The sequence below is a fragment of the Streptomyces sp. NPDC001890 genome (genome assembly GCF_042891445.1).
In the GTDB taxonomy this organism is placed as follows: domain Bacteria; phylum Actinomycetota; class Actinomycetes; order Streptomycetales; family Streptomycetaceae; genus Streptomyces.
In genome coordinates, this window is the sequence record NZ_JBIATE010000066.1 from 1 (window position 1) to 8712 (window position 8712).

Below are 8712 nucleotides of genomic sequence, written 5' to 3' on the forward strand. Positions count from 1 at the left end.
AACGTCGGGAGCGGCAGCCTTGGGCATACTCGGGGATCAGCCCACGAAGTCGTGCCAGGCATGCCGAGTCGAAAGATCCGCCGGACAGGCCCTAGTAGTGCTTGGTCATGTTGGTGCGGGGTCTGGCATGTCGCGGTGACAGGTGGGGCAGGCGCCGGTCCAGGTCGCGATGAGTAGCTGCAGCTCGCGGACAACTCGGTAGAGGCTCAGGCCGACGCCGTCTCTTTTGGGGATCGGGTCAGTCGCTGAAGGGCGCAGAAGGCGTGGGCGACCGAGACGAGGGTGACGTGGTGGTGCCAGCCTGGCCAGGTCCGGCCTTCGAAGTGGGCCAGGCCCAGGGCCTGTTTCATCTCGCGGTAGTCGTTCTCGATGCGCCAGCGGAGCTTCGCGGTGCGCACGAGGACGGGCAGCGGGGTGGTCCCGGGCAGGTTGGAGAGCCAGAACTGTACGGGCTCGTCCTGGTCGGCGGGCCATTCGGCCAGCAGCCAGCGGACCGGAAGCCCGGTGCCGGCCGTGGCCTTGCGGATCTCGCGTCCGGCGGGCCGGATCCGCAGGGCCACGAAGCGCGAGTACATGCGTTTGTACCCGCTGCGGCCGCTGCCCGGCCGCGATCCCTCCCTCCACTGCACCGGCCGCGCGGAGTTCCTACCGGCCGCGATGACCAGGCTCCTCACCCGCTGGGCCGCCTCGGGGTAGGCAGGAACCGGCCGTGGGCCGCGGCCGGAGCAGGCCGGGGTGCAGGGCTGTGCGTCCTCGGGGTGCGCGGTGGTCGTGGTCGAGATGCCCACCACGTACTCGAGGCTGCGTTCTTCCAGGCCGAGCCGGAAGGCTGCGGTGTCCCCGTAGCCTCCGTCGGCGATGACCTGGGGCACCTCGATGCCCCAGGACCGCGTCTCGTCGATCATGTCGAGGGCCAGCTGCCACTTCTCGACATGGCCCACCTGGGCAGGGATGGCGCACTTGTCGCGGCGGGCTACCTTGGCCGGGTCGGCCTTGGGCGAGGCGGGATCCCAGCTCCCGGGCAGGAACAGACGCCAGTTCACGGCCGCGGAGGCGCCGTTGGAAGCCAGGTGCAGCGAGACCCCGGCCTGGCAGTTGGTGGCCTTGCCCGCGGTGCCGGTGTACTGCCGGGTCACGCACGCCGATGCATCCCCGTCCTTGAGGAACCCGGTGTCATCGCTGATCAACGCGGTGGGCTTGATAACCGGCTGCATGCGCCAGGCCAGACGGGCCCGCACATGCGCCGCATCCCACGGGCTGGAAGTGACGAAGTGGGCCAGGGCCTGCCGGTTCCCGTCCTCGCCCAGGCGGCCGGCCATCGGCTCCACCGACTTGCGCCCGCCGTCCAGCAACAGACCCCGTAGATAGACCCCGCCCCACCGCCGCTGATCCGCCCGCGCGAACGGCTCGAACATCTCCGCCGCAAAGTCCTCCAGATCACACCGGACCGCAGCCAACTCCTCACTCAGCACACACGGTCAACGAAACGACCGATCAAGAAGACACGCCATCACGGACCGCACATGACCAAGCCCTACTATTCGTGCCCGTTGATAGCGTGCTTCGTCCAGTCGTGGAGTTCATGAAGGGACGGGGTACGTGCGGAATGCGACATGTCATCAGGTCGGCGAACGGCGCTTGGCCGAGGCGCTCGACGACATCGGCGGGCGGGCCTACACGCGGTGGCACTCGCTGCGGTACGGCAGCATCTCACCGACGCTGATCCGGGCCATGGCGGACGAACTGCTCGACCATGTCGCCGCGCGAACGGTGACGGAGCCGGGGCTCGACGCTGCGGCCGGCACGGTCGCCGTCACCGCTGCGGAGTGTGTGCACGGAGCGCTGAGCATCATGTGCTTCCCGAGCGGGGACCAGGAAATCCGGTTCCCCCTCGTCGGGGAGCGGATCAGCACGGACCCGGACGACGACGAGTTCGGGGACGGGCCCATCACCTTCCGGGACGTCGTCAGGGAGGCGCCCACCGCACGGACCTGGCTCGACATGTTCGAGATGTGTGTCGTCAGCGGGCTTGTGTGGGACTGGGAGCGGGTCACCGGGCTGCTGCTGCGCGGCGACTACGCGCCCGCCATCCGTGACGGCGTGCCCTACAACCAATACACCTCCGTCTCCGACCCCGCCGACCTCGCCGCCATGGACGCCCTGTGCCCCTATCTCACCGAGGCGGCCGGGCATCTGCCCCGCGACTGGCCTACGGTTCCGCTGCGCAAGCCGGACGCCGGGGAACGCGCGGAGGCCGCCCGGCGGCTCGACGAGGTCGGCGACGCGCTGAGCGCGGACCAGCGGCTACTCCGCGTACTCCTCGACGACGACCAGCACGCCTTCGAGGACGCCCTCGTCGCCCGGCTGGTCGCGTACCGGGAGAACGTCGAGGCCGATGCCGACGATCCCGCGCCCCGGTCCCTTCTCCCCCTCGGCACCCTCGCCCTGGCCTGCCTCGCCGTGCAGGTCCATGGATGGGAACTCGGTGTCCGGTCCGGGTATCTGCCGTACGGTCTGCTGGGATCGCCGGACGCGTTGCGCCGGGCGGCGGAGGGGAACCGGAACAACTTGAGCTGCTGGGCCGCCAAGTAGGCCACCCGGGGCCCCTATCTCGTTGGTCAAGGTGGATGGGTGCTGTTTTAGGGCGGCTGCAACGATGTGCCCGTGCATGTTGATGATGAGACGGTGGCAGTGGGCGGGAACGGAGCGGAGTGGACGGGTGCGGTGAGTCAGCGTCTCCGTTGCTGTGTCTGTGGCGGGCCGACTGACGGCGCCGAGGACTATGTGCTCGTCGAACTGACGGCGCAGTTCTCTGACGCGCGCCAATGGCTGGGTGCGCATGCGGAGCACCTGAACTCCGTCCTTGCGGAAGGGTTCTCCGTGGAGGTTCACGATATGTAGGGCTGCCGCCATGGGCCTGCATGATCTTGGTTCGCAGGCAGGGCCGGTTGCCCTCAACTCGCTCCGGGTGTCCGGGGTTCGTAGAAGGTGCCGTCTCTGAGCATGGCGAACAGAACGTCGGCTCGTCGTCGGGCGAGACAGAGCAGGGCTTGGGTGTGGTGTTTGCCCTGGCTGATCTTCTTGTCGTAGTAGGCCCGTGATGCCGGGTCGGCCAGGGCGGCGAAGGCGGAGAGGAAGAAGGCCCGTTTGAGCTGCTTGTTTCCTCTCCTGGAGAGTTCGGTGCGCAGGTCGCGTGGGTCCATGTCCGGGGAGGGCTGCGTGATGTAGATCTCCCCTCTGCCCTGTCCTACGGGTAGCGCTCGCCTCTGCATCCAGGAGTGCAGCCGTTCCCAGGAGGATTCGAAAGCGTCGAACGGTCCGAAGTGTGTCAGCCGCGCGACCTCCGGGAAGTGAACCAACCATGACCCCGGCCTCTGGCTGGACCGCCCGGTCTGTTACGAACCCGACCTCCAGGTCCAGGGTCTCTCCCGGCGATCCGTGGTAGAGGCCGAAGGCGGGGCTCAGCATGGTGATCCGCTGCGCTGAGATGGTCTGCGCCAAAGCACTGAAGGAGGCGTCGTAGAGTCCCTCAAGCTGGCCATCGAGACGACGCCACGAACAATCGCTGTTGTCGCCGGGGCCAGGCTCACGAGTTCCGGCTTCGAGGTGCTGGTGCCGCCAGCAGATCCGTGGCTGCTCATGTTGCTCCCATCTATGTTCCAGGGTCACTCAGGATGTGTAGACCTGATCTGACCCGCACCGAAAACTCATCGTCTTGCGCTGACAAATATCGTGCTCCGGCTCACGCATCTCCGGGTCAATGGCCCCGGCGCTCCTTCGTGAGAAGTAGGGAAACGGGGCAGCGGGCGGCCGCCGCGTCGCCGAGCCTGCTTTCTGCGGCCGGGTGCCGGTCGCTGCAGCTCTGCGGCAGCTGTAAGGGTCTTTGTCGGCTCGGCCACCGGTCCCGAGGGTCCGCTGCGGGGGCAGGAGGGGCCGCCATGCGCGTTCCGATCAGGTCGGCCTGGGCGGTGTGGAAAGCTGTGGTCGGCGTGCCCGGCCAGGCTGTTCACTTCGGGCCATGTCTCCTGCGTCGGGCTCGGAGTTGATCAGCGCGATCGTACAGATCGGCTTTCGGTCGCCCGCTGGTGGAGGTCGTACGGCTGTTTCCGCCGGCGAGGGCTGGCCTGCGTCAAGACACGGGTCTGCCCTCGCTGGCGCGTCAGTTTGAAACTTCCGTCACACTCGGTTTACGAGCCAGCTGAAGACAAATGCCTCGTTCTGCTCCCGGTTCTCGGCCAGCTCGATGTATCGTGCGCCCTGCAGGCTGGAGAACGCCTTGAGGAGCGCCGTTTCACCTTCCGCCTTGCGCTTGCCCATGAAGGTCGTGAATGCCGTGACCGTCTTCGGTCCGATCGCGCCGTCCACGGTCATGTCCGGATAGTCGGCCTGCTGCCGGTTCAGGACGTTGAGCACCCGCTGCAGGAACTTCGCCGCCGTCCCATTGCCCATGTTGACGCCGATGTCGAACAGTTTCAGCGCGACCGGCTCCGAGACATGGGCGATGCTGTCCAGGCGAAGCGGGTTCCAGTACCGGCGCTGATCTTGTCCTACCTTTCAAGCGGGTCGGATCTGATCATTCGTAGGATCAGGGAAGCCCAGGGGGTTCCGGGTATGGCTGTGCGCTTGTCGCCGCCTGATGGCTCAAACGACTTGGCCGCCCGGAGCCCCGCGACGACTCGACCGCTAAGACCGTGTCCTATGTGGTGAGTCGGACCAGTCGTTTGTAGCAGCAGAGGGTGGCGGCGAGGCCGAGGAAGGCCAGGTAGTTGCGGGGGTGGCGTTCGTAGCGGTGGTTGAGTCGGCGGTAGCCGGTCAGCCACGACATGGTGCGTTCGATGACCCATCTGCGGCGTCCGAGCCGTTCGCTGGATTCGATTCCTTTGCGGGCGATGCGGACGCCGATACGTTTGCCGCGGAGCCATCTCCGCAGGTCGGGGATGTCATATGCCTTGTCGGCGTGGAGCTTGCGGGGTTTGTAGTGCCAGCCGCGGTGGGGGTCGTGTCTCGTTTGGAGACCGGCCACCATGGGCTTCAGGCCGTGGCTGTCGTGGGTGTTGGCGGCGGAGATGCCGACGACGAGGGGCAGTCCGTTCGCGTCCGACAGGACGTGCATCTTGGAACCCGGTTTACCCCGGTCCACGGGGCTGGGACCTGTGAGTTCGCCCCTTTTTTGGCCCGTACGTGGGCGGAGTCGAGGACCACGCGGGTCAGGTCGAGCAGGCCGCACTCGTCGATGCGGTCGAGCACCGCCTCGTGCAACCGGCCCCAGACACCGGCCCTGGACCAGATGACGAAGCGCCGGTGGGCAGTCGACTTCGAGACCCCGAAACATGGCGGCAGAGCCCGCCAGGCACACCCGCTCACCAGCACGTAGACGATCGCGGCGAACAGCGTCTCATCAGGCGTGTCCTGCGTCCCGCCGCCCTGCGGACGCACCTTTGACAGTGGGATCAACGGCTTCGCGATCTCGCACAGCCCGTCCGGAACAATCCAACTCCACGTATCCCGCCCCATGAACAGCCCAACGAGCGATCACCACATAGGACACGGTCTTAGCCGGCGACGACGGCCAGGTCCTCGGCGAGCAGGGACGGGTCCTCCAGGAGAACGCGGTGGACTGCTTCCAGGAGGGGCAGTTTCGTCACCTCGGTGGCCAGGGCGACGTCCTTGGCGGCGAGGGCCACAGGGAAGTGGGCGTCGGTGGCGGCTGTGGCCCGGCTGACCGCGCCGGCAAGGGGGCCCGCGCCGAGGGTGCGCAGGGCGAGGTCGCGGGGCAGGCCGAGCGCCGCGGCGAGGGCGAGGCTCTCGGCGACCAGGGCGACTCCTCCGACGGCCGCGTTGATGAGGACCAGCTTGAGGGCGGCGCCGTCGCCGGGGCCGCCGCAGGCGGTGACGGAGCCGAGCCGGGCGAGGACGTCCGCGACCGGGGCGGTGTCGCCGCCCGCGAGGATCAGCAGTTCACCGGAGGCGGCACGGTCGACGCTGCCCATGACGGGCGCGTCGATCAGGGGCACCCCCGCAGGGAGCCGGGCGGCGAGCTCCCGGGTGGCGTCCGGGCCGATGGTCGAGGTGTCGATCCATGTGGTGCCGGGGCGCAATGCCGGGATCAGTGCGTCGGCGACGGCGTGAGCGGCGGCGGGGTCGGCCAGCATGGTGATCACGACTTCGGCGTCCTGGACGGCCTCGGCTGGGCTCGCGGCGAGCGCGGCACCGGCGTCGACGAGCGGCGCGGCCTTGGCCGGGGTGCGGTTCCAGACGGTGAGCGGGTGTCCGGCGTCGAGGAGGCGGCGGGCCATGGGCAGGCCCATGGCGCCGAGGCCGAGGAAGGCGATCCGCCGCGGGGCGGCGTCCGGGGTCTGCGGGGTGGTCGGCGCGTTCTGTCGGTTGGTTTCCATGGCGTCGACGCTAGGTCCAGCCCTTCCATGCGACAAGCGAATGTTTAGCATGGTGTCCATGCTGGTCACGCATGGTTTGTATGAGGCGTTCCTCGCCGTCGCCCGGTCCGGGTCCTTCACCTCCGCGGCCCGATCCCTCGGCTACACCCAGTCCGCCGTCTCCCGCCAGGTGCGCTCCCTGGAGGAGGAGTGGGGGGCAGAGCTGTTCGAGCGGCTGCCGCGCGGGGTGCGGCTCACCGAGGCGGGCCAGGTGCTGCTGCCACACGCCGAAGCGGTGCGGGACCGGCTGGCCGCCGCCCGCGCCGAGCTGAACGCGCTGCGCACCCTGGACGGCGGGATGCTGCGGCTGGGCGCTTTCTCCAGCGCGAGCGCCGCCCTCGTGCCGCGTGCCCAGGCGGCGTTCCGGAAGCGGCATCCGGGGGTCGTGGTGACCCGGGTGGAGGGGCCGTCGGTGAAGCACCTGGGGCTGGTGGCCGCCGGCGAGGAGGACCTGGCGGTCGTCAGCCCCGCGGTGGGCGTCGCCCCACCAGCAGGGGTGACGCTCCATCACCTCTTGGACGAGCCGGTGCTGGTGGCGCTGGAGCGTGGTCACCCGTTCGCGGGACGGCGGGACGTGCGGCTCGCGGACCTGTCCGGGGAGGAGTGGATCGTCGGCAACGAGCGGCTGGAGGACACCCTCTTCCGGCCCGCCCTCGCGGCCGGGCTCCGCCCGCGGACCGGGCTGCTGGCGCACGACTGGATCGCCAAGCTGGGCGCGGTCGCGGCGGGGCTCGGCGCCACCCTCGTACCGGCGCTCGCGGCAACGTCGGTACGTCCGGACGTCGCGCTCGTCACGATCCACCCGGAGGACGTACCGTACCGGCGGATCTGCGCGGCCGCGCCGGGGTCGCCGACGGCGGCGGCGACGGCCTTCCTGGCCCTGCTCCGGGAGACGGCCGAGGAGTTGCGGGCGGCGTTCACGTGAGGCGTGGTGCCGCTCCTGGACCGCGGCGCCGGGGCCCGTGCCGCAGGTCTTGCCTCGTGAACACCTCCCTGCCGATGACGCCGCAGGCCCCACGGGCCGTCCGGCGTACCGTTCGCTGAAGCGCGGCCGCAGGGTGTCGTGGTTGAGGGTCGTGCCGGCAAGACACTCATCCTCATCAGGGACTCGCCGGCGAAACCGGGAGCGGAGTGCAGGGCGCATGTGCTGCCGTCGGTGATCGCGCGCTTGCCGGCCGCGGCCCTGCCCGACCGCGGCACCATGTTCAATAGGAGCGCTTCGGGTACCGCAGTTGTACGCGGTCCCATGGGTCAGGCGTGACGGAGAGGCTCGCCGTACCAGCGCCAGTTCGTCCGGCGGGGGAGATCAAGACCTTCGATGCGCCCGGTGGCCCACAGAAGGGTCGACCACGGAGTGTCGATGACAGGCACGTCGGGGAACAGCCGCGTCAGGGCTCGGCCGCTCAGGTCCTGCAGGGGCTCCCTCACAGGTGTCTTGTCCTGGGCGATGTCGTAGGTGTGGACCAACGTCTCGACGATGCCCATGGCGGCGAAGCCCTCCGGGTCGGAGGCGCCGAAGACGTGCGGGGCCAAGGTTGCCGGGTCGGCAGTGTCGACGGCGGTCGCGAGAAGTCCGCCGCAGGCCTCCACGACGGTCAGGAGACCTTCAGATCCTGCCTCACGGTCGCCGAAGATGACATTGGCCGGGCCCGCCGGCCGGTCGCTGGAAATGCGCAGCGGGACACGAGGCACGGCATTGGGCTGCGAGAGCCCGAACCTCAGCGCATAGGTGAGCAGATCATCCGCGAGGTGCTCGAGAGTCTCCCAGCACGTCCACTCCAAGCCGCCGGCTCGATCCTGCCACTGAGCAGCCGGGACGCCTTCGAGGACGTCGACGCAGTAGGCGACGGCCTGGCGCAGGTGTTCCCCCCGCACCATCATGTGCGGCCTTCCAGATGTTGACATGCGGCGGAGCCTATAGGGCCAGGGCGATGCGATCTCCGCGGGGTTGCCGGCGGGTAGTGATCGGCAGCGTGGCAGGGACATGGCGTCACGAGCCCGCTGATATCAAGCACGCCACGAAGCTCTTCGGAGCGAGCTCGAACGCGAATCGGAAGGACCGGAGGCGATGACCGTGAGCGCGCGACGCTGTCCCGCCCCGGGGGCGGGATTACCGTCGAGTGGGTCGTGGCGCCTTCGGGGACACGTTGACTCCGGTCCGTTCGCCTGCCGCAGCGCGCTCACTTGCTCTTTATCTTCCGGCCTCGAACGGTGTCTCGAACTGGGTCGCTCACCTGGGGGTTCGCCGGACGTGGGGGCGGCCTTCGTCTGATCATGT

The 8712-nt window shown here is 68.9% G+C and carries 7 protein-coding genes and 2 pseudogenes; 2 read left to right on the plus strand and 7 right to left on the minus strand.

What is annotated here, in order from left to right; translation table 11 throughout:
• Positions 1-206: 206 nt before the first annotated feature.
• Positions 207-1415: an IS701 family transposase gene (locus ACFYY1_RS42700; RefSeq protein ID WP_388595462.1), complete on the minus strand. Its 1209-nt coding sequence runs from the start codon at positions 1413-1415 to the stop codon at positions 207-209.
• 184 nt (positions 1416-1599) lie between these two features.
• Here ACFYY1_RS42700 and ACFYY1_RS42705 point away from each other — a divergent pair, with 184 nt between their 5' ends.
• Positions 1600-2592, plus strand: a complete 993-nt coding sequence (locus ACFYY1_RS42705) for an immunity 49 family protein (protein WP_388595464.1) — start codon at positions 1600-1602, stop codon at positions 2590-2592.
• Between the two features lie 362 nt (positions 2593-2954).
• Here ACFYY1_RS42705 and ACFYY1_RS42710 read toward each other — a convergent pair.
• From ACFYY1_RS42710 to ACFYY1_RS42730, 5 genes and pseudogenes are all read right to left on the minus strand, one after another.
• Positions 2955-3173, minus strand: a pseudogene (locus ACFYY1_RS42710) (IS110 family transposase); the annotation flags it as partial.
• 1003 nt (positions 3174-4176) lie between these two features.
• A complete protein-coding gene (locus ACFYY1_RS42715; RefSeq protein ID WP_388595466.1) occupies positions 4177-4449 on the minus strand; it encodes a putative peptidoglycan-binding domain-containing protein in 273 nt (90 codons plus the stop codon).
• Between the two features lie 6 nt (positions 4450-4455).
• A pseudogene (locus ACFYY1_RS42720) lies at positions 4456-4527 on the minus strand (hypothetical protein); the annotation flags it as partial.
• Between the two features lie 169 nt (positions 4528-4696).
• A protein-coding gene (locus ACFYY1_RS42725; protein ID WP_388595467.1) for an IS5 family transposase occupies positions 4697-5514 on the minus strand; the annotation gives its coding sequence in 2 pieces (ribosomal slippage) (positions 4697-5166 and positions 5166-5514; 819 coding nt in all).
• 38 nt (positions 5515-5552) lie between these two features.
• On the minus strand, positions 5553-6395 hold the full coding sequence (locus ACFYY1_RS42730; RefSeq protein WP_388595468.1) for an NAD(P)-dependent oxidoreductase: 843 nt from the start codon (positions 6393-6395) through the stop codon (positions 5553-5555).
• Positions 6396-6453: 58 nt separating this feature from the next.
• On the opposite strand from ACFYY1_RS42730, the gene ACFYY1_RS42735 reads away from it, so the two are divergent.
• Entirely contained in the window at positions 6454-7359 is a 906-nt protein-coding gene (locus tag ACFYY1_RS42735; protein ID WP_388595470.1) for a LysR family transcriptional regulator, read from the plus strand.
• Between the two features lie 326 nt (positions 7360-7685).
• Here the strand turns inward: ACFYY1_RS42735 and ACFYY1_RS42740 are convergent, their stop codons facing one another.
• Positions 7686-8339 carry a DinB family protein gene (locus tag ACFYY1_RS42740; RefSeq protein ID WP_388595471.1) on the minus strand — a complete coding sequence of 218 codons (654 nt, stop codon included), beginning with the start codon at positions 8337-8339 and terminating at the stop codon, positions 7686-7688.
• Between the last annotated feature and the right edge of the window lie 373 nt (positions 8340-8712).

What these genes read in the sequence shown, in the direction of transcription:
- ACFYY1_RS42700 (WP_388595462.1), bottom strand. Translation starts at nt 1,415, where the DNA reads ATGTTCGAGCCGTTCGCGCGGGCGGATCAGCGGCGGTGGGGCGGGGTC.
- ACFYY1_RS42730 (WP_388595468.1), bottom strand. Translation starts at nt 6,395, where the DNA reads ATGGAAACCAACCGACAGAACGCGCCGACCACCCCGCAGACCCCGGAC.
- ACFYY1_RS42735 (WP_388595470.1), top strand. Translation starts at nt 6,454, where the DNA reads ATGCTGGTCACGCATGGTTTGTATGAGGCGTTCCTCGCCGTCGCCCGG.
- ACFYY1_RS42715 (WP_388595466.1), bottom strand. Translation starts at nt 4,449, where the DNA reads ATGGGCAATGGGACGGCGGCGAAGTTCCTGCAGCGGGTGCTCAACGTC.
- ACFYY1_RS42740 (WP_388595471.1), bottom strand. Translation starts at nt 8,339, where the DNA reads ATGTCAACATCTGGAAGGCCGCACATGATGGTGCGGGGGGAACACCTG.